The following is an 18,666-nucleotide window of genomic DNA, read 5'->3' as shown; positions in this document are numbered from 1 at the left end:
GTAGTTAAGATTCTGTGCTCACAGGCGCGCCCCCACCCACCGACAGGCGGTGTGCAGGGGCGCGGCATCTGAGCGGCGACTAGTGCTTCGGGCTTGCGTCCGATTCAACCTTCAGCTCGCCGGAAATGATCTGCTCCTTGAGCTTGGCGACCTCAGCCTTGGTCTCCTCGCTCACCTCGGACTCCAGGTCGTGGAACGGGGCGATGTCGACGCCGCCGTTCTCCAGGGTTCCGACGTACGGGGTGGCATCGAAGTTGCCCTCGATATCGCTCTTGATGACCTCTTCCACCGCGGCGTCCATGGTCTTGATCACCGAGGTGAGCATGACCTCCTTGTAGTCCGGGGCGGTCAGGAAGCCGTCGGAGTCAACCCAGATCAGCTTGACGTCCTTGCCGGCCTTGACGGCGTCGGTGACGGCCACGGCCGCGCCCTTACCCACTGGGCCGGCCACCGGCATGACCACGTCGGCGCCCTGATCGATCAGGTTCTTGGTGGTCTGCTTACCCTTATCCTGCTTCTCGAAGTCACCGGTGAAGGTGCCGTCCTGGCTCTTCTTATCCCAGCCCAGAACCTTGACGTCCTTGCCCTTGTCTTCGTTGTACTTGGCCACACCGTCGGCGAAACCGTCCATGAAGATGGTCACGGTCGGCAGCTTGATGCCGCCGAAGGTGGCGACCTTGCCGGTCTTGCTGGTGGCGGCGGCGACATAGCCGGCGAGGTAAGCAGCCTGAGCCGTGTCGTAGATGATGGGCTTGACGTTGTCGGCCGGCTCCTTGGTGGTGGCATCCACCAGTGCGAAGTGTGCGTCCGGGTTGGCCTTGGCCGCGGCTTCGGTGCCGTCGGCCAGCAGGAAGCCAACGGTCACGGTCAGGTCACAGCCGGCGTTCATCATGCCCTGCAGGTTGGTGGCGTAATCCGAGTTGGACTTGGATTCTGCCTCTTTGATCTGAATGCCCAGGTCCTTCTTGGCGTTCTGCAGACCACGGTAGGAGGACTCGTTGAAGGACTGGTCGTCGAATCCGCCGGAGTCGGAAACGATGCAGCCGGTGAAGTCGGAGTTGGCGCTCGCTGCACCACCCTCCTCGGGAGCGGCGCCGCAGGCGCTCAGTGCCAATGCCGAAATACCCAACATGGCAGTTGCCACGCCGGCCTTGCGCGATAGCATGCGCATGAAATCCTCCAAGGTCCGTTGCGAGATTATCGGGGAGCGAAAGTGGCGCCTCCCGTCGACGGATCCCCTCGTCGGGCACGGCGAATGTGCGATCATTCCCACTGTGTCCATAGCCTATCGGAGATTACCCGCGCGTAAAGTGCCAAAACATGACAATCCGGTAACGCTTCGGCCACCAACGGCAAGCGCTTAACGTTTTGCGCCAAGTCACCGGCCAAGTAGCCGCTGACCTCAACGGCAAGAAAAATTTTTGCGGCTTTTTAGTTGCCGTTCATCTCCGCGATGGCCTGCAGGCAGGCAGCGGCCATCACTCGCACACCGGTGGGAATGGCACGCTCGTCGGGAATATAATCCCCACGATGCAGATCGTAAGTCTCCCCGCCCGGGGTCCGCGTCCCCAAACGGAACATGGCGCCGGGGATCATATTGGTCATCCAGGCAAAGTCTTCCCCGCCCATGGACTGCGGGGTCAGCACCACCGAGGCCGAGCCGATTTCGGCCCGTGCCGCGTTTTCAATCAGCTCGGTCTCCGAGGCGGCATTGACCACCGGCGGCACCCCGCGCGTGTGCTCGAGCTTGACCTCGACCCCATAAGGGGCGGCGACCTGGCGTACCGTGGCGTCTAATAGCTCGCCCGCCGCATGCCACGCGTCGCCATCTAGACAACGCATGGTCCCGGCCAGATAACCGGTGCCCGGAATCGCATTCGGGGCGCTACCTGCGTGGATCTGTCCCCACACCACCGAGACGGCCGAACGCACGTCCACCTTGCGGGTGAGAATCGCCGGAACCTGGGTGACAATCTGACTCATCGCGAAGACCACGTCCTCGGTCAGATGCGGGCGGGAGGTGTGTCCACCGCGACCGGTCAACTCGATCTTGATCGTGTCGCTGGCCGAGGTGATGGCACCGATACGCGTGCCCACGCTCCCGGCGTCGATCCGTGGTTCGCAGTGCAACGCCAAAATGCGCGGCACCTCGTCGAGCACACCGGCGGCGATCACCGCTTGGGCGCCGCCGGGCATCTTCTCCTCGGCGGGCTGGAAAATCACGCGCACGCGACCGTGTAGCTCGCCGGCCTCCTCGAGCCGGCGCAACAAAAGCGCCACACCGAGCATCACGGTGGTGTGAATGTCATGGCCGCAGGAGTGCGCGACACCCTCAACCTGTGAGGCGTAGTCCAGCCCGGTTTCTTCGATAATTGGCAGCGCGTCGATGTCGGCGCGCAGCCCAATGGCGATCGGCCCGCTGCCCACGTCTACATAGGCGCCGGTGCCTTCCAGCGCCACCGGATTCAGGCCCGCGGCCCGCAGGGTGGCCAGAATCCGCTCGGTGGTCTGGTGTTCGGCAAAAGAAAGTTCCGGGTTGCGGTGCACCGTGCGCCGAAAGTCGATCAGTTCGGGCAGCAGCACGTCAACGAGCTGCCCCACGGGGCTCCGGTCGGGTCTGCGGTCGTTCACATGATGCACAGTCTCGAGCTTACTTGCACGTAGCGACTCATCCCAGTTATGAGCGTCATCTTCGGCCCCACGGTGAAACACTACGACACGCCAGCGCCGCCGGCGGCCAGTAGCTCATACCCGGCGCAGGAGAAGAGCCCAGAACCGCCACAGACTAGCTCCTTACGCTAATGTCCAGCGCCACACCGTGACGAAAGGACCACATAATGGATGGACAATCCACCCGCAAATGGGTTGGAGACCGGCCCCTAGCCCAGCCCGCCGAAGACCTCGAAGATCAGGGTCTGGGCTTCGATATCGGCACAGTGTTCGAACGCCGCAAGATACTCTCGGCGATGGGCCTTGGGGCGCTGAGTCTCGGGCTGGCCGCCTGCACACCGCAAGCATCACCGTCGAACGGCACGAGCTCCAACGCCGCGAGCGACGCCCTCACCGAGATCCCCGACGAGACCGCCGGCCCCTACCCCGGCGACGGCTCTAATGGACCCGACGTCTTAGAAGAGTCCGGGATTGTCCGCCGCGATATCACCTCGAGCTTCGGCGACGCCCACGGCACCGCCGCAGGGGTCCCGATGACTCTAGAACTGAACATTCTCGACTTGGCCAATTCTGGGGCGGGTTTCGCCTCGGTGGCCGTCTACGTGTGGCACTGCGATGCCCAGGGCCGCTACTCGATGTACACCCAAGGGGTGGAAGACGAGAACTTCCTGCGCGGGGTGCAGCTGGCCGACGCCGACGGGAAGGTCAGTTTCACCTCCATCGTCCCGGCCTGTTACACCGGTCGGTGGCCGCATATCCACTTTGAGATCTACCCGGATCGCGATTCCATCGACGATGCCAGCAACGCGATCGCCACCAGCCAGGTCGCGTTGCCCAAGAATATGTGCGACGCCGTCTATGCCACCGACGGCTACGAGTCCTCGGTGGCCAACTTGGCACGCCTCTCGCTGGATACCGATAACGTCTTTGGCGACGACTCCGGTGCTAGGCAGTTGGCCACCGTCACCGGCGATGTCACGAACGGCTACTCGGTGGCGCTCACCGTCCCGGTCGATACCCGCACCACGCCCAGCGGCGGGGCCGGACCCGCGGGCCACGGCCCAGGCACCGCACCACCGGCCGGCCCTCGGCCCTCGGAGGCTCCGGCGGCACCTTAACCACCTACCGGGCACCAAGCGAAAACGCCCAAGGGGCGCCGCGTCCACCCACCGCATGAGGTGGATGGACGCGACGCCCCTTCAGAGTTTCACCGGTGCACCCGGTGCTCGCCGAAACTACTGGTCCTCGGCCACCAGTTCCGCGCAACGTTCGCCGATCATCATGGTGGTGATGTTCGGGTTCACGGTCACCAGCTCCGGCATCACCGAGGCATCGGCCACGCGGAGGCCGCTGACGCCCTTGACGCGCAGCTTCGGATCCAACGGGCTCATCTCGTCCTGCTCGGACCCCATACGCACCGTGCCAGCCGGGTGATACACGGTGTTGTGGGTGCGCTTGAGGTAATCGAAGATCTCCTCATCGCTCTGCGCCTGGGCACCCGGGAACTGTTCCTCGCCGGCCCACTCGGCCATCGGCGACTGCGCCACAATCTCACGGGCCTTGCGAATACCGTAGGTCATCACGCGGGCGTCATGTCCCTCGGGGTCAGTGAAGTAGCGTGGGTCGACCTTAGGCTTATCGCGGAAGTCACAGCTGCGCAGGCGCACGGTACCGCGCGACTTGGCGTGCGTGACATTCGGGGTCAGGCAGAAGGTGTTCTCCCCGGTCGGGTAGCCCTGACGCAAGGTGTGCATATCAAAGGGCACCGAACCGTAGTGCATCATCAGATCCGGACGGTCCAACCCCTCTTGGGTCGGGGTGAAAATGCCGATCTCCCACCACTGGGTCGAGGACTGCACCATCGGCTTCTTAGCCTCCCACTGGATCACGCCTTCCGGGTGATCCTGCAGGTGCTCGCCCACGCCCGGGGAGTCGACCAGCACGTCGATGCCGACCTCGGACAGGTGCTCGGCCGGGCCGATCCCGGAGAGCATCAGCAGTTTCGGCGAGTCGATGGCACCGGCCGAGACAATCACCTCGCGGGCCGCGTTCAGCGTGGTGGTGCGCCCGAAGGCACCGTCGACCACGTCCACACCGGTGCACCGCTTCGCCTCATCAAAGTTCAGCTTGCGCGCCTGCAGGCCAGTGAGCAGGAAGAAGTTCTCCCGCTCCATAATCGGGTGAATGTAGGAGACCGACGAGGAGGCTCGGGTGCCATCGGCCTGGCGGTTGATCTGGAAGAAGTTCGCACCGTTAATGACGGTCTCGTTGTTGTTGAACTTCGCCCGTGGGATCCCGGCCTGCTCACAGGCATCAAGCAGGGCCACACCGCAGGGGTCGACCGCCGGCACGTTCATCAGGTGCACCGGCCCGGAATCCCCGTGGTGCGGGGCGTCGGGCCCGGCATCCTCGTTGGTTTCCAGCTTCTTGTAGAGCCGGTAGGCCATCTCGGCATTCCAGCCGGTGGCACCAAATTTGCTCTCCCACTCGTCGATGTCTTCACGCGGGGCCCAGAAGGCGATGCACGAGTTGTGGCTCGAGCAGCCGCCCATCACCTTGGCACGCGCGTGACGCATGAAGGAGTTACCGTTTTCCTGTTCTTCGATGGGGTAATCCCAGTCGTAGCCGGACTCCAGCAGCTCCATCCAGCGGTTCAACTGCAGGATTTCGTCGATCCCGCGGTCATCCGGGCCGGCCTCAACCAGCGCGACGGTCACCTCGGGGTTCTCGCTCAACCGCGAGGCCACCGCGGCACCGGCCGAGCCGCCACCGATAACGATGTAGTCGAAGTCTTTCTTCTCAATGCTCAACGTATGCGCCCTTTCTCGTTACTTCTCGGCAAACCAGCCGGTGACCTGCGGGTCAAGGTTTTGGTAGATGTGCTTGGCTTCCTGGTACTCACCCAAACCGGTGGGGCCCAATTCGCGTCCGACGCCGGACTGGCCGAACCCACCCCACTCGGCCTGCGGCAGGTACGGGTGGTAGTCGTTGATCCAGATGGTGCCGTGGCGCAGACGCCCGGCCACCCGCTGAGCACGACCGGCGTCTTGGCTCCACACCGCACCGGCCAAACCGTAGACAGTGTCATTGGCAATAGCCACGGCCTCGTCCTCGGTGCGGAAGGTCTCCACGGTCACCGTCGGGCCGAAGGCCTCATCCTGCGCCACCGACATGCCCGAGGTGACCTGATCGATGACCGTGGGCAGGTAGAAGTGCCCGGCACCCAAACCGGCACCGTCGTCCTCCGTGGCCGGCCGGCCGCCGCAGCGCACGCGGGCGCCCTCGGCGATACCGGCCTGCACGTAGGCGTCGACCTTGGCCAAGTGCGCGGCGGAAATCAACGCGCCAGTCTCCGCGTTCTCATCGAAAGGACCACCCAGGGTGATCTTCTCGGCGCGGCTAACCAAGGCGTCGACGAACTTCTCGGCGATGGATTCCTCCACCACCAAACGGGCACCGGCGGAGCACACCTGACCGGAATGCACGAACGCTGCGTTCAGCGCGTTGTCCACGGCGGCATCAAAGTCGGCGTCGGCAAAGATCACGTTTGGGTTCTTACCGCCCAGCTCCAAGGCCACCTTCTTCACGGTGCCTGCGGCGGCCGCGGCAATCTTCCGCCCGGTAATCAGGCCTCCGGTGAAGGACACCAAATCCACGTCCGGGTGCTCGGAAAGCACCGCACCGGCCTTGGCCCCGGCACCGGTGACCAGGTTGGCCACCCCATCGGGCAGACCCAGTTCGCGCAGCACGTCCATCATCAGAATCGCGGTGGAGGGGGTCAGCTCGGCGGGCTTGAGCACGAAGGAGCAACCGGCGGCCAGCGCCGGGGCAATCTTCCATGCCGCCTGCAGCAGCGGGTAGTTCCACGGGGTGATCATCGCGGCCACCCCCACCGGTTCGTAGGCGATCCGGCTGAGCACGTTGGCATCCCCGGCGTCGACCAGACGTCCGGCGTCCTGACCGGCCAGCTTCCCGAAGTACTCGAAGCAGGCAATGATGTCATCCATGTCGATACGCGACTCGATGATCCGCTTACCGGTATCCAGGGTTTCGGCCAGCGCGAATTCTTCCTTGCGCTCGGTCAGTTTGGCTGCCACCTGAAGCAGGAAGCTGCCGCGCTGCGGGGCCTGCACCGAGGACCACACCCCGGAGTCGAAGGCCTTGCGGGCCGCGGCGATGGCGCGCAGCGAGTCGGCCTCGCCGGCCTCGGAAACCAACGCCACCTGCTCGCCGGTGGCCGGGCAATGGATTTCACGGGTTTCGCCCGAGGCGGCCGGAGCGAAACGCCCATCGATGAAGATGGAGGTCCCAGCCAATAGCAGGTCCGGATTGGGGCTGCTGGGCAATGTCATGATTTCTCCTTGGTTGTTTCGGTCTCGTCATACGCATCGATGTCATCGTCAATGCTTCCGGCATCCGCCTGGGCACCGACAATAGGCATCATTCCGGTATCGAAGTCGCGCTCCCAGTCGGTCTTTGAACCCACTTCGTCGTTAATAAGGCTGCGTGAGTCGTGCTGCGACTGGTGGTGCATGAAGGCCATATAGGTTTCGTACTGGTCAAGCACGTCGGCGATCACTTGTTCTTTCCCCAATCCCATCAGGTCAAAGCCGTGGCTACCTTCCTGGTTGAATACCTCCAAGCGATAGTAGACATCCGAGCTCGACTGCACTCTCGCGTAGGTCGGCAGGTCCACGCGCACGGGGTATACCTGGTACTTGAACGGACGTTCCGCGGGGTGGGTGAGCACTAACAGATCCACCGAATCCAGATCCATCCCCGGTACCCGCTCCACCTGCAGCTCAACCTGAACGCCCTGCGCCATAAATTCATCATGGACTTCTTGCAGGGCTGGCTTGATGATCTCTTCAATACTGCGGCGCGTTTGTCGGCGGCCCGGGTAGCTCATGACCCGCGAGAGTCGTTGGCGCCAGTTGCGTCGGTCGCTTAGTGAACTACTGCGACTGGAGATCACCGAATGCAGCGATTCGTCATAGCTCTTGGCCAATGCGTTCTCCACGCGCAGGGATTTCCATAGCCCCAACATCACGAAGACCAGCACCACCGAGAACGGCAGACCCATGATCACCGTAGCGCCCTGCAGGGTCGGCACTCCGCCGACGAGCAGCATGGCCAGAGTCAGAATACCGATGGCCAACGACCAGAACAGACGCACCGGCTTCGACCCATCGGACTCGGCATCCTTCAAATGCGAGGTGAAGTTGGCCATCACTAGGGCGCCGGAGTCGGCGCTGGTGACGTAGAACAGCAGACCGGTAAAGGTGGCAATACCGGCGACCAGTGGGACCCCTGGATACTGTTCAAGCATTGTGTAGAAGGCTTGTTCCGGCGTGTTCATCGCGACCTCGCCGAAGGCGGAGTTACCGCCGATCACCAGCGACAGGGCACTGTTACCGAAGATCGAGATCCACAATAGAATGAACGCCATCGGCACGAAGAGCACACCGAAAACGAACTGTCGGATGGTGCGGCCGCGTGAAATGCGCGCCAAGAAGAGCCCAACGAACGGTGCCCATGCGATCCACCAGGCCCAGAAAAACAGCGTCCAGGCGTTCAGCCAGTCGTCGGGACGGTCATAGGCGAAGGTGTCCATGGCCATGAAGGGGAACTGCGCGATCATATCGCCGACGTTGCCGATGATCGTGTCCATCAAGAAAGCGGTCTTGCCGGTCACCAGCACGTAGAGCATCAGCACCACGCACAAGATCACGTTCAGCTCGGAAAGCCGGCGAATACCCTTCTCCACACCGGTGAGCACCGAAATGGTTGCCATCACGACGGACAGCGCGATCAAAGCGATCTTCCACGTCGTATTGACCGGGATGCCGAACATGAAGTGCAGTCCGTAGTTCAGCTGCGCGACGCCGATACCCAGCGAGGTGGCGATGCCGAAGATCGTTCCCATCACCGCGGCGATGTCCACGCCGTGTCCGATCGGACCGTTGATCTTCTTGCCGAAAATCGGGTACAGGGCCGATCGAATGCTCAATGGCAGGTTGTGGCGGTAGGCAAAGTAGCCCAGGGCCATGCCGACCAGCGCATAAAGCCCCCAGCCGATCAGGCCATAGTGGAACAGCGTCCACACCACGGCTTGGCGTGCGGCCTCCACGGTCGAACCGTCGCCACGTGGCGGAGCCAAGTACTGGGTGACCGGCTCCGACACCGAAAAGAACATCAGGTCGATGCCGATGCCGGCGGCGAAGAGCATCGCCGTCCAGGTGAAGAGGCTGAAGGTGGGGCGTGCGTGATCGGGACCCAGGCGGGTCCTACCCACCTTAGATGAGGCCACGAAGATTACGAAGAACAGAACGGCGACCACGATCAGGGTGTAATACCACCCCAGATTCTTGCCCACCCAGCCCACGGTGGCGTTGATGACGAGGTCGGCCGATTCCTGGTCCAGGATCGCCCAAAGGGCAATGGCCAGGACGCCGATGGCGGAGCCGTAGAAAACGACCTTGTTTACTCTTGTACGGCGCTCGGGATGATTAGTTGGATGATCCGCTGATGATCCGGGGCCTGCCCCGGATTTTGTCTCGGTACTCATGGCGCTCGAGCCTAGCAACGTCCTTCAACAGATATCAAGGTCTTGATATATTATTGATATACGGTATATGTGGTGGACATCACACGGACAACTTGCATTAAATCCCAAGTCAAGTGCTGTTAACGCAAAACGCCCGCGCTGTTAAAGCGCGGGCGCGTGTATCACAATACGTCGACTCTACCCTCTTCTTTAAGGGTTTCGACCGCTTGTTTCACACGTTGAGCATGCTCCTTTGTGGTCACGAGCAATGCGTCTGCGGTGTCCACCACGATGACATCGTCGATGCCGATCAGCGCCACCACGCGTGGTACATCTCCGTAGACCACCCCGGAGGCCTGGTCGGAGTAAACCCGCGCCTTATCCCCCAGGATCGTGATGCCACTTTCCTCGCTAGCCTTGTTCAGTCGTCCGATGGCGGCAAAGTCTCCGACGTCGTCCCAGTTAAAGACACCGGGCACCACAGCCACATCCCCGGCGGCGGCCGCCGGTTCGGCCACGGCGTAGTCAATGGCGATCTTCGGCAGCTGCGGCCAGACCCGCGCCATCACCTCATCGCGTCGCGGGCCATCCCACGCTTCGGCGATCTCCATCAACCCGTCATGCAGTTGCGGCTGGTTGGCGCGCAGGTGCTCGAGCATCAGCGCCACCGGGGCGACGAACATCCCGGCGTTCCAGAGGAAGCCACCGCGGGCCAAGTAGCCACGGGCCGTATCCTCATCGGGCTTCTCCACGAATTGCACGACGCCACGGGCGCTCGGTGCACCCTCAACACCGAGCAGCTCGCCGGTCTGAATGTAGCCAAAACCGGTCGACGGGTGCGTCGGGTGAATACCAATGGTCACGATCTTGCCGGTAGCGGCGGTCAGAACCGCCTCGCGGACCGCCTCGAGGAACACATCCACCGGGCCGATGACCTGGTCGGCCGCAAAGGAGCCCATGATGGTCTGCGGGTCGCGCAGATACAAAATGGCCGCGGCCAGCCCAATGGCGGCGGCCGAGTCCTTCGGCTCGGGCTCCAGCACCAAGTTGGCGTCGGCCAACTCCGGCAGCTGGGAGAGGACCGCCTTACGGTGCGCCTGACCGGTCACCACCATGACCCGCTCGTCGGCCAGTGGGCACAGGCGGTCATAGGTGGCGCGAATCAGTGTCGATCCCGACCCGGTGAGGTCGTGCAGGAACTTCGGGGCCGAGGCGCGCGAGAGCGGCCACAGCCGCGACCCGACGCCGCCAGCGGGGATGACACCATAAAAACGCGAAAAAATGTCTGCATTCACGTTTGCAATCCTAATTGAGAATTCTTATTTTCTGCTGTTAGCCGGTGCTTCGCGCCCGGCTCGGCACCCTCAAATACGCAAGCGGTTCATGAGCTAATTTCCGCGGATTTTCGCCCTTTTATCGTAATGATGGTGCCGTTCGGTGAACATGCTCACAGGAAATGGATGCAGGATAGGAGTGAGCTCGCCAATTGGTTTAGACTCGCACAAGGAACGCTCGCACAAGTGCGTCAAATCTCATTGTGTGCAAGATACACATGCGCCGTTGCGAGTCTTGGAGGTTTAGTTCAGTGTCGAAGACTTCGTCAGGCACCCTATACCGCGGCCGTGAAGGCATGTGGTCATGGGTGGGACACCGAGTCACCGGTGTCGTTATTTTCCTTTTTCTCTTAGTGCACGTCCTTGATACTGCACTCGTGCGTGTCAACGCCGATGCTTACAACGCAGTGATCGCGACCTACCAGAACCCGCTGATGGCGCTGGGTGAAACCGCGCTGGTCGCGGCGATCCTCTTCCACGCCTTCAACGGCCTGCGCCTGATTCTGGTGGACTTCTGGAAGCAGGGCACCAAGTACCAGCGTCAGCTGCTGTGGGGTGTGCTGGGCGTCTGGATCGTCGTCTTCGCCGCCTTCGCCATCCGTCACCTCTCGCTTGCCTTCGGAGGACACTAAACCATGAGCGTCAATATTGCTGCCCCTCGTAGCCAGCGTCTGGACCCGAAGTACGTACGCGGTCCGAAGTCTCGCGGCAACTTCGAGATGCTCGCCTGGCTGTTCATGCGACTGTCCGGCGTGGTGCTCGTCGTGCTCATCTTCGGGCACCTGTTCGCCAACCTGATGACCGGTACCGGCATCAACGCCCTGTCCTTCGGTTTCGTCGCCGGCAAGTGGGCCAACCCGGTCTGGCAGTTCTGGGATCTGGCCCTGCTGTGGCTCTCGATGTTGCACGGCACCAACGGTGTGCGCACCATCATCAACGACTACGCCGAAAAGCACGCCACCCGCGCTTGGCTCAAGGGCATTCTGTACGTAGCCACCATCTTCATCGTGGTGCTGGGCTCGCTGGTGATCTTCACCTTCGACCCCTGCGTAGCCGGTAGCGACCTGGCACAGTGCCGCTAAATTCGAGCAGACTTCAAGAAAAGAGAGCATCAAGAATGCAGGTACATCAGTACGACGTCGTCATCGTCGGTGCCGGCGGTGCAGGTATGCGTGCCGCGATCGAATCCGGTCAGCGTGCACGCACCGCAGTGCTAACCAAGCTTTACCCCACTCGCTCGCACACCGGTGCGGCCCAGGGCGGCATGTGCGCCGCCTTGGCCAACGTCGAGGAAGACAACTGGGAGTGGCACACCTTCGACACCATTAAGGGTGGCGACTACATCGTCGACCAGGACGCCGCCGAAGTCATGGCCAAGGAAGCCATCAACGCGGTGCTGGACCTCGAAAAGATGGGTCTGCCCTTCAACCGCACCCCCGAGGGCAAGATCGACCAGCGTCGCTTCGGTGGACACACCCGCGATCACGGCAAGGCCGCCGTGCGCCGCGCCTGCTACGCCGCCGACCGCACCGGTCACATGATCCTGCAGACCCTCTACCAAAACTGCGTCAAGCACAACGTCGAGTTCTACAACGAGTACTACGTGCTGGACCTGCTGCTGGTCGAGGAAGACGCCTACCGTGAGGACGGCACCGCCTACAAGCAGAAGCGCGTAGCCGGCGTGGTCTCCTACGACCTGGCCACCGGCGAACTGCACGTCTTCCAGGCCAAGTCCGTGGTCTTCGCCTCCGGCGGCGCCGGCAAGGTCTTCAAGACCACCTCGAACGCACACACCCTGACCGGTGACGGCATGGGCATCGCCTTCCGCTCCGGTCTGCCGCTGGAGGACATGGAATTCTTCCAGTTCCACCCGACGGGTCTGGCCGGTCTGGGCATTCTGCTGACCGAAGGCGCCCGCGGTGAAGGCGCGATCCTGCGTAACTCCGACGGTGAGCGCTTCATGGAGCGCTACGCACCGACCATTAAGGACCTGGCGCCGCGCGATATCGTCGCCCGCGCCATGGCCAACGAGGTCCGCGAAGGCCGCGGTTGCGGTCCGAACAAGGACTACGTGCTGCTGGATTTGACGCACCTCGAGCCCGAGCACATCGAATCGAAGCTGCCGGACATCACCGAGTTCGCCCGCACCTACCTGGGTGTGGAGCCGTTCACCGATCCGGTGCCGGTCTACCCGACCGCGCACTACGCCATGGGCGGTGTGCCGACCAACATCGAGACCGAGGTGCTGCAGGACAACGACACCACCATCCCGGGTCTTTTCGCCGCCGGTGAGGTCGCCTGCGTGTCGGTGCACGGCGCCAACCGTCTGGGCACCAACTCGCTGCTGGACATCAACGTCTTCGGTCGTCGCGCCGGTATCGCCGCGGCGAAGTACGCCGCCGACGCCGACTACGTCGAACTGCCGGAGGCACCAGAAGCCCTGGTGACCGAGCAGCTGAACAACCTGCTCTCCTCCACCGGTACCGAGAAGGTCGCCGAGCTGCGCAAGAGCCTGCAGGAGATCATGGACGCTAACGTTCAGGTGTTCCGCGATGAGAAGTCGCTGAAGGAAGCGCTGAACGTCATCGCCGATCTGCGCAAGCGCTACAAGAATGTGTCCGTTCAGGACAAGGGCAAGCGCTTCAACCTCGACCTGCTCGAAGCCGTTGAGCTCGGCTTCCTGCTGGATCTGGCCGAGGTTATGACTGCCGCCGCCCTGCACCGCAAGGAATCGCGTGGTGGACACTACCGCGAGGACTACCCGGATCGTGACGACGAGAACTTCATGGTTCACTCGATGTCCTACCGCGACTACAACGCCACCACCGAGGGGATTGCCGGCATCCGCATGGAGACCAAGCCGGTGGTCTTCACCCGTTACCAGCCAATGGAGCGTAAGTACTAATGAGCACCGAAATGCCAGAACCAGCATCGAAGATTGAGCTGAAGCCAGGCGTCGGCGGCGGCGGAGAAATCCCAACGTTCAACATCACCCTGCGGGTGCGCCGCTACCTTCCGGAAGCCAGCTCCGATGCCTACTGGGAAGACTTCCAGCTGACCATGTACGGCACGGACCGTGTGCTGGACGCCCTGCACAAGGTCAAGTGGGAGCACGACGGTTCACTGTCCTTCCGCCGCTCCTGCGCCCACGGTATTTGCGGTTCCGATGCCATGCGCATCAACGGCCGCAACCGCCTGGCCTGCAAGACCCTGCTCAAGGACCTGGACACCTCCAAGCCGATCACCGTGGAGGCCATCAAGGGCCTGCCGCTGGAGAAGGACTTGATCGTGGACATGGAGCCGTTCTTCCAGTCCTACCGCGAGATCATGCCGTTCTTGATCTCCAAGGGTCACGAGCCGACCAAGGAACGCTACCAATCCGCCGAGGACCGTGAGCGTTTCGACGACACCACCAAGTGCATCCTCTGCGCCGCGTGCACCAGCTCTTGCCCGGTGTTCTGGACCGACGGCCAGTACTTCGGTCCGGCTGCCATCGTCAACGCGCACCGCTTCATTTTCGATTCGCGTGATGACGCCGGCGACATGCGCCTGGAGATCCTGAATGACAAGGAAGGTGTCTGGCGCTGCCGCACCACCTTCAACTGCTCCGAGGCATGCCCCCGTGGCATCCAGGTGACCAAGGCAATCGCCGAGGTCAAGCAGGCAATCCTGTCGCGCACCGTGTAATTACCACGCGCAGCAATGGGGCCGCTTCCCACCGGGAAGCGGCCCCATTGTCGTTTCTTGGCGAAGGATCGGTACCTTGCCGCGCTCGGCTCGCTGCACCCTTGGCAGGAACTATGGATGACGCTAGCCTCGGGATCACCGGACACTAGCCGAAAGGATCCACCCGTGAACCTGATGCCCCCGCCCTTCGCCAGCGATGAAGACTTCCCAGTGTTGATCATTCACGAACTGACGCAGCTGCGTGCGGCGCTGCAGGGGCTTTCCACCGCCCAAGCCGCTAGCCGACCCACCGTCAGCGCGCTATCCCTCTCCGGGCTCGCGCTACACAGTGCCCAGGTGGTCCACGGTTGGCTCCTGGCCGCCGAACGCGCCCCGGAGCCGGTGGCCGCGCAGGAGATCCCGCAGCTCAGCGCCCGCATCGGCTTCAGCCAAATGTATGCGGGCAGCGAGGATCTGGGGCACATGCCGGCCGACGAGGTGCTCGCACAGCTCGATCGGGTGATCGACTTTGTGCGCACCGAAGGGCCGGGGCTTTTCGATCTGGCCGTCGACATCCCTCTCGGCGATCATCAGTGGCCAGGCAGCGGCCCGTTCGTCACCGGGCGTTGGGTCTGGCAACATCTGGCCACGGAGGTCGCCCGGCACGCTGGCCACGCCGATATCCTCCGTGAGTCCATCGACGGGGCCAGCGCGGCGGAACTGACCGCCGCTGAGGGCTAGCCCTACAGCCCGGCGCGCTCCAGCCCCTGTGCCAAGCGTTGCACCGTGCCGGCCACGTCGGTGAGCTTATCCAAACCGAACAGGCCAACACGGAAGCTCGAGAAGTCCTCGCCCTCCCCCACCTGCAGCGGGACCCCGGCCGCGACCTGAAGGCCGGCCTGTTTGAAGGCCGCCCCGGTGCGTACCGCCGGGTCGTTGGTGTAGCTCACCACCACGCTGGGTGCGGCGAAACCATCGGCCGCCACCGAGCGGAATCCATGGGCCGCAAGGAGCTTGCGCACTTCAGTACCCAGCTCCTGCTGTGCCTCGCGCAGCCGCTCCAGCCCGATCGTCTTGGCTTCCTGCATCAGTTGGGCGTTATGCGCCAGCGAGTCGGTGGGCATGGTGGCGTGATAGGCCGCGCGCCCGTCCCGATACTCCTCGGCGATGGACAACCACTTCACCAGATCGAGGGCGAAGCTCGTGGACTGCGAGGCTTTCACGGCCCGCTCCGCGGCTTCGGAGAGCATCACGTAGCCGGCGCACGGGGTGCCGCTCCAGCCCTTCTGCGGGGCCGAAATAAGCACGTCCACACCGGTGTCTGCCATCGATACCCAGGAGGCCCCGGAGGCAATGCAATCCAGTACCAGCAGCCCGTCGACCTCATGTACGGCTGCGGCCAACTCACGCAGGTAGTCCGCGGGCAGCTGCAGCCCGGCCGCGGTCTCCACATGCGGGGCGAAGACCACCGCGGGACGCTGGGTGCGAATCTGCTCGGTTACCTCGGCAATCGGCACCGGTGCGTAGGCCGGCTGGGCCGAATCCTCCACCGGTCGTGCCGCGGCGACCTGCACTCGGTCGGTGATGCCGCCACTTTGCAGAATCTGCGACCAGCGGAAGGAAAAGAGCCCATTGCGTACCACCAGCACCTGCTTGTCGGTGGCCAATTGACGGGCGACGGCCTCCATCGCATAGGTCCCGCCACCGGGGACGATCGCCACCGAGTGTGCCTGATAGGTCTCACGGAAGTCGGCGAGCAGCTGCTGCATCACGCCAATAAAACGGACCGACATGTGGTTCAGCGAGCGGTCGGTAAACACCACCGAATACTCGAGCAGGCCATCGGGGTCGATATTCTCATGGGGCAAGGTCATCTACGGGCCTCCAACGCTCGGTACGAATTCGAAGAATGTCACGGGTCGGGCCCGTACTCTTAGATTCTGCCAAATCTTTCGCCCGGGCGCGGCAGGGCGCGAGAAATCCGGATTAGTTCCCCAGGGGCAGGCGCTGCACCAGGGACCAGTGCCCCACCCCGGTGTCGAACAGGTCGATATGTTCCACCGCAAAACTCATGCGCACCCCCCGCAAGGCCTGGAGCGCGGCATCGAGGCGCTCGTCGGGCACATTTTGGGCAATGGTCAGATGCGGGTGATAGGCGAAGGCCGAGGTGTGCTGCAGATAGTCGCCCACCAGCCGACGATGCAAGGCGCGGCACTGCTCCGCACCACCGGAAAGCGGCAAGTACACCACCTGGCTGGCCGGGCGGAAACTGGCGGCCCCGGGCCCCAACCGCACCTCGAAGCCGGTGGTCTGCGTCGCGACCTGCTGCACATGCGCGGCCGCTGGCCCCCACCCGGCGGTGTGCACCCCGGAGATCAGGGTGATATGCGGGGCGATGGGTTCGGTGGCCGGTCCCCCGAACTCGCGGCGCCACGCGCGCAGCTCGGCCAACTGTGGTTCGGGCACACCGATAACGACCCCCAGCGTAAACCGGGGGTCGTCTCTCACGGTGTGCTCCGGTGCGCTCACGCCTAGCTGAGGCTTCCCAACGGCGGCAGGAAGCCAACCTTCTGGTAGACCTCGTTGAGCGTGGCACCGGCGACTTCGCGGGCCTTCGCGGCGCCGTGCAGCAGCAAGCGATCCAGTTCGGCCGGGTCATCGAGCAGCTCAAGGGTGCGCTCACGCACCGGGGTGAGGCGTTCGACGACGGCCTCGGCCACCGCCACCTTCAGGTGCCCATACATTTTGCCCTCGAACTCGGCCACCAGCTGAGGCACCTGGCGGTCGGTGACCGCCGCCAGAATGTCCAGCAGGTTCGACACCCCGGGCTTATTTTCCTTGTCGTAGGCGATCACCGTGTCGGTATCGGTCACCGCCGACTTGATCCGCTTAGCGATCACCTTCGGCTCGTCGAGCACGTTGATCAGGCCGTTCGGCGAGGCCGCGGACTTCGACATTTTGCTCGTCGGATTCTGCAGGTCGTAGATGCGCGCACCCTCGGTGGGGATCTGCGCCTTGGGCACCACGAAGGTCTGCCCGAAGCGGTGGTTGAAGCGCTGCGCCAGGGTGCGAGCCAGTTCCACATGCTGGCGCTGGTCGTCGCCCACCGGCACCCCCTCGGGCTGGTACAGCAGAATATCTGCGGCCATCAGCACCGGATAGGTGAACAGACCCACGGAGGAGTTCTCGGCCCCGCCCTTGGCGGACTTGTCCTTGAACTGGGTCATCCGGCTGGCCTCGCCGTAACCGGTCAGGCAGTTGAGCACCCACGCCAGCTGGGCGTGCTCGGGCACCTGGGACTGCACGAACAGCGTGGACTTATCCAGGTCGATCCCGCCGGCGATGAACTGCGCGGCGGTCTTCCGGGTGCGGGCGCGCAAGGCCGCCGGATCTTGCTCCACGGTGATCGCGTGCATATCGGGGATGAAGAAGAAGGCGTCGTAGGCATCCTGGGTTTTCACCCAGTTCACCAGGGCGCCGAGGTAGTTGCCCAGGTGCAACGAGTCACCGGAGGGCTGCATGCCCGAAAGGACGCGGGGTTTGCTCATGAATCTTCCTTAGAACTGGTAGTCGACGACCAGCGGTGCGTGGTCAGAGAAGCGCAGGTCGTAGGCCGACGCCCGGTCGACGTGCGACTTAATGGCCTTGGCGGCAAGCTCGGGGGTGGCCATCTGGTAGTCGATGCGCCAGCCAGCGTTGTTGTCGAAGGCCTGCCCGCGGAAGGACCACCAGGTGTACGGGCCCTGCTCATCGCCGGCCAGCTCCCGGGCCACGTCCTTGTAGCCGATCTCGTCGCCGAAGAAGCGGTCGAAGTAGGCGATCTCTTCATCCATCACGCCGGCCCGCTTATTGTGGTTCGGCTTCCAGTTCTTAATGTCTTTCTCGGTGTGCACGACGTTCAAGTCGCCCACGACCACCACATGATCCTTCTCGGCCTTCAGCTCGGCCAACCGTACGATCATCCGGTCCAGAAAACGGTACTTATCGACCTGCTTGTCGGTGCCCAGCTCCCCGGAGTGCACATAGGCCGAGACCACGCAAAGGGTCGAGCCATCCGGCATGGAGAAGTCCGCTTCCACCCATCGGCCGGCGTCGGCGAAGTACTCATCACCGATGTCGCCGCGGGTGGCCACCGGCTCGTTGCGGGAGAGAATCGCAACCCCGGCGCGGCCCTTGGCGGCGGCTTCGGCGTGCAGAATATGCCAGCCTTCGCCGATCAGCTCGCGCACCACGGCGTCGGGGGCGCGCACCTCCTGCAGGCACAGCACGTCCACGTCACGCGCGGCCACCCAGTCAGCCATATTGCGCTTATAGGCGGCACGGATGCCGTTGACGTTAACCGAGGCCACGCGCACCGCGCCGTCGAGCTTGCCCAAAATTTCCACGCTGGTAGGTATCACGTCTCCACCTTACAAAACAGTCGACGCAACGTCCGTGCAGAACGTTGCG

At 63.2% G+C, this 18,666-nt stretch carries 16 protein-coding genes; 6 read left to right on the top strand and 10 right to left on the bottom strand.

Annotated elements, in window-relative coordinates; genetic code table 11:
• Positions 1–79: 79 nt before the first annotated feature.
• Positions 80–1,171, bottom strand: coding sequence for a BMP family lipoprotein (locus ACYU0X_RS03830; protein ID WP_461902164.1), 1,092 nt, complete (start codon positions 1,169–1,171; stop codon positions 80–82).
• Positions 1,172–1,431: 260 nt separating this feature from the next.
• The gene (locus ACYU0X_RS03825; RefSeq protein WP_461902775.1) at positions 1,432–2,631 is read right to left on the bottom strand and encodes an amidohydrolase; all 1,200 of its coding nucleotides are present in this window, start codon (positions 2,629–2,631) and stop codon (positions 1,432–1,434) included.
• Between the two features lie 206 nt (positions 2,632–2,837).
• Here ACYU0X_RS03825 and ACYU0X_RS03820 point away from each other — a divergent pair, with 206 nt between their 5' ends.
• Complete coding sequence (locus tag ACYU0X_RS03820; RefSeq protein WP_461902163.1) at positions 2,838–3,788, top strand: intradiol ring-cleavage dioxygenase; 951 nt, start codon at positions 2,838–2,840, stop codon at positions 3,786–3,788.
• Between the two features lie 117 nt (positions 3,789–3,905).
• Here the strand turns inward: ACYU0X_RS03820 and ACYU0X_RS03815 are convergent, their stop codons facing one another.
• The 4 genes from ACYU0X_RS03815 to ACYU0X_RS03800 all read right to left on the bottom strand — a co-directional run bounded on the left by ACYU0X_RS03815 (position 3,906) and on the right by ACYU0X_RS03800 (position 10,512).
• The gene (locus ACYU0X_RS03815; RefSeq protein WP_461902162.1) at positions 3,906–5,480 is read right to left on the bottom strand and encodes a GMC family oxidoreductase; all 1,575 of its coding nucleotides are present in this window, start codon (positions 5,478–5,480) and stop codon (positions 3,906–3,908) included.
• Between the two features lie 18 nt (positions 5,481–5,498).
• Positions 5,499–7,022, bottom strand: coding sequence for an aldehyde dehydrogenase family protein (locus ACYU0X_RS03810; protein WP_461902161.1), 1,524 nt, complete (start codon positions 7,020–7,022; stop codon positions 5,499–5,501).
• Positions 7,019–9,238 (bottom strand): choline BCCT transporter BetT, encoded by a 2,220-nt coding sequence (gene betT, locus ACYU0X_RS03805; protein WP_461902160.1) that lies wholly within the window; start codon positions 9,236–9,238, stop codon positions 7,019–7,021. Before betT ends, ACYU0X_RS03810 begins: the two co-directional genes overlap by 4 nt.
• A gap of 161 nt (positions 9,239–9,399) precedes the next feature.
• Positions 9,400–10,512 (bottom strand): mannose-1-phosphate guanylyltransferase, encoded by a 1,113-nt coding sequence (locus ACYU0X_RS03800; RefSeq protein ID WP_309408618.1) that lies wholly within the window; start codon positions 10,510–10,512, stop codon positions 9,400–9,402.
• A gap of 290 nt (positions 10,513–10,802) precedes the next feature.
• Here ACYU0X_RS03800 and sdhC point away from each other — a divergent pair, with 290 nt between their 5' ends.
• The 5 genes from sdhC (at position 10,803) to ACYU0X_RS03775 (ending at position 14,958) form a co-directional block, all read left to right on the top strand.
• Positions 10,803–11,183 carry a succinate dehydrogenase, cytochrome b556 subunit gene (gene sdhC / locus ACYU0X_RS03795; RefSeq protein ID WP_309408619.1) on the top strand — a complete coding sequence of 127 codons (381 nt, stop codon included), beginning with the start codon at positions 10,803–10,805 and terminating at the stop codon, positions 11,181–11,183.
• Positions 11,184–11,186: 3 nt separating this feature from the next.
• Positions 11,187–11,633 carry a succinate dehydrogenase hydrophobic membrane anchor subunit gene (locus ACYU0X_RS03790; RefSeq protein ID WP_309408620.1) on the top strand — a complete coding sequence of 149 codons (447 nt, stop codon included), beginning with the start codon at positions 11,187–11,189 and terminating at the stop codon, positions 11,631–11,633.
• Between the two features lie 35 nt (positions 11,634–11,668).
• A complete protein-coding gene (sdhA, locus tag ACYU0X_RS03785; RefSeq protein WP_418908489.1) occupies positions 11,669–13,456 on the top strand; it encodes a succinate dehydrogenase flavoprotein subunit in 1,788 nt (595 codons plus the stop codon).
• Positions 13,456–14,238 (top strand): succinate dehydrogenase iron-sulfur subunit, encoded by a 783-nt coding sequence (locus ACYU0X_RS03780; RefSeq protein WP_309408623.1) that lies wholly within the window; start codon positions 13,456–13,458, stop codon positions 14,236–14,238. Before sdhA ends, ACYU0X_RS03780 begins: the two co-directional genes overlap by 1 nt.
• A 174-nt stretch (positions 14,239–14,412) precedes the next feature.
• Positions 14,413–14,958, top strand: coding sequence for a mycothiol transferase (locus tag ACYU0X_RS03775; RefSeq protein WP_461902774.1), 546 nt, complete (start codon positions 14,413–14,415; stop codon positions 14,956–14,958).
• A 2-nt stretch (positions 14,959–14,960) separates the two neighbouring features.
• On the opposite strand, the gene ACYU0X_RS03770 is transcribed toward ACYU0X_RS03775, so the two are convergent.
• The 4 genes from ACYU0X_RS03770 to ACYU0X_RS03755 form a co-directional block, all read right to left on the bottom strand.
• Positions 14,961–16,091, bottom strand: a complete 1,131-nt coding sequence (locus ACYU0X_RS03770) for an alanine--glyoxylate aminotransferase family protein (protein ID WP_418908488.1) — start codon at positions 16,089–16,091, stop codon at positions 14,961–14,963.
• A 112-nt stretch (positions 16,092–16,203) separates the two neighbouring features.
• Positions 16,204–16,725, bottom strand: a complete 522-nt coding sequence (locus tag ACYU0X_RS03765) for a 2'-5' RNA ligase family protein (protein WP_418908487.1) — start codon at positions 16,723–16,725, stop codon at positions 16,204–16,206.
• Positions 16,726–16,748: 23 nt separating this feature from the next.
• Entirely contained in the window at positions 16,749–17,765 is a 1,017-nt protein-coding gene (gene trpS, locus ACYU0X_RS03760) for a tryptophan--tRNA ligase (protein ID WP_418908486.1), read from the bottom strand.
• Between the two features lie 9 nt (positions 17,766–17,774).
• A complete protein-coding gene (locus tag ACYU0X_RS03755) occupies positions 17,775–18,617 on the bottom strand; it encodes an exodeoxyribonuclease III (protein WP_418908485.1) in 843 nt (280 codons plus the stop codon).
• Between the last annotated feature and the right edge of the window lie 49 nt (positions 18,618–18,666).

The organism is Glutamicibacter sp. X7 (assembly GCF_054889245.1).
This window is presented reverse-complemented; position numbering and strand designations above follow the sequence as displayed.

What these genes read in the sequence shown, in the direction of transcription:
- ACYU0X_RS03830 (WP_461902164.1), bottom strand. Translation starts at nt 1,171, where the DNA reads ATGCGCATGCTATCGCGCAAGGCCGGCGTGGCAACTGCCATGTTGGGT.
- ACYU0X_RS03820 (WP_461902163.1), top strand. Translation starts at nt 2,838, where the DNA reads ATGGATGGACAATCCACCCGCAAATGGGTTGGAGACCGGCCCCTAGCC.
- ACYU0X_RS03810 (WP_461902161.1), bottom strand. Translation starts at nt 7,022, where the DNA reads ATGACATTGCCCAGCAGCCCCAATCCGGACCTGCTATTGGCTGGGACC.
- betT (WP_461902160.1), bottom strand. Translation starts at nt 9,238, where the DNA reads ATGAGTACCGAGACAAAATCCGGGGCAGGCCCCGGATCATCAGCGGAT.
- ACYU0X_RS03790 (WP_309408620.1), top strand. Translation starts at nt 11,187, where the DNA reads ATGAGCGTCAATATTGCTGCCCCTCGTAGCCAGCGTCTGGACCCGAAG.
- sdhA (WP_418908489.1), top strand. Translation starts at nt 11,669, where the DNA reads ATGCAGGTACATCAGTACGACGTCGTCATCGTCGGTGCCGGCGGTGCA.
- ACYU0X_RS03780 (WP_309408623.1), top strand. Translation starts at nt 13,456, where the DNA reads ATGAGCACCGAAATGCCAGAACCAGCATCGAAGATTGAGCTGAAGCCA.
- ACYU0X_RS03775 (WP_461902774.1), top strand. Translation starts at nt 14,413, where the DNA reads ATGCCCCCGCCCTTCGCCAGCGATGAAGACTTCCCAGTGTTGATCATT.
- ACYU0X_RS03770 (WP_418908488.1), bottom strand. Translation starts at nt 16,091, where the DNA reads ATGACCTTGCCCCATGAGAATATCGACCCCGATGGCCTGCTCGAGTAT.
- trpS (WP_418908486.1), bottom strand. Translation starts at nt 17,765, where the DNA reads ATGAGCAAACCCCGCGTCCTTTCGGGCATGCAGCCCTCCGGTGACTCG.